Source organism: Streptomyces sp. A1136, assembly GCF_004795055.1.
GTDB lineage: Bacteria > Actinomycetota > Actinomycetes > Streptomycetales > Streptomycetaceae > Streptomyces.
This window is the reverse complement of sequence record NZ_SSBJ01000328.1, coordinates 1-544: the sequence shown is the minus strand read 5'-3', so window position 1 is coordinate 544 and position 544 is coordinate 1. Positions and strand designations below refer to the sequence as shown.

Genomic DNA, 544 nt, shown 5'->3' with positions numbered 1-544 from the left:
TTCCGCGACGAGGGCCACCAGGACTTCGTGCACGGCAACATCAAGGCCCGCCAGCGCATGATCGCCCAGTACGCGGTCGCCGGGGCGCACAACGGGCTGGTGGTCGGCACCGACCACGCGGCCGAGGCGGTCTCCGGGTTCTTCACCAAGTTCGGTGACGGCGCGGCCGACCTGGTACCGCTGACGGGTCTGACCAAGCGGCGGGTGCGAGCCGTCGCGGACGCCCTGGGCGCCCCCGCCGAACTGGTGTGGAAGACCCCCACCGCCGACCTGGAGACCCTCGACCCGGGCAAGGCCGACGAGGACGCCCTCGGTGGCACCTACGACGACATCGACGACTTCCTGGAGGGCAAGCCGGTGGACGCGCGGGCCTTCGAGACGATCGTCAACCGCTACCGCCTCACCGAGCACAAGCGCCGGCTGCCCATCGCCCCCTGACCGGCCGCGCCCGCTACTGGAGGTGGTGCTTCTCCACCAGGACACCCGCGATGAAGGCCAGCGCCGCGACGATGCCGACGGCCAGGAGCAGCGTCAGCCACGGCAG

1 protein-coding gene is annotated in these 544 nt (G+C 71.5%); it reads left to right on the top strand.

The window, feature by feature from the left end:
• Positions 1–438: NAD(+) synthase (nadE, locus tag E6R62_RS38860; protein WP_136218040.1), on the top strand; the 438-nt coding region annotated here is incomplete at its 5' end.
• Positions 439–544: the final 106 nt, after the last annotated feature.